The following is a 532-nucleotide window of genomic DNA, read 5'->3' on the forward strand; positions in this document are numbered from 1 at the left end:
CACAGGCACAAGAAAATAAACAACTCAACCAATACGCAAAAGAACTGGATGATGCGGATGCCTACTTCGGCGAAGCATTCCGTAAACTTGCTCATAATGCGAATGGTCTACGCCCTGTTCCTGAGATCGCGCAAGACCCAGAAGCATTAAAAGTTGGTCAACGTTTGTTCTTGCAAAACTGTTCACAATGTCACGGCTCAGATGCTCGCGGTCAAAAAGGTTTCCCTAACCTAACTGATGACGCATGGCTATATGGCGGTGAGCCAGCAGCAATCGTAACAACCATCATGCATGGCCGTATTGGTCAAATGCCAGCATGGAAAGATGCGCTTGGTGAGCAAGGTGTCCAAGAAGTAGTAAGTTACACATTAAGCCTATCGGGTCGTAAAGTTAACGCACGTGAAGCTGCAGCAGGTAAAGCTCGCTTTGTTGTGTGTGCAGCGTGTCATGGTACAGATGGTAAAGGTAACCCAGCAGTTGGTGCCCCTGACCTAACTGACCAAGACTGGCTATTTGGTGACTCGCGTGCTGC

The 532-nt window shown here is 48.5% G+C and carries 1 protein-coding gene; it reads left to right on the forward strand.

What is annotated here, in order from left to right:
• Positions 1-532, forward strand: a 532-nt coding sequence (locus tag R7Q46_RS29940; protein WP_318078688.1) for a c-type cytochrome, incomplete at both ends; no start/stop codon positions are given.

The organism is Vibrio sp. 811, assembly GCF_033339195.1.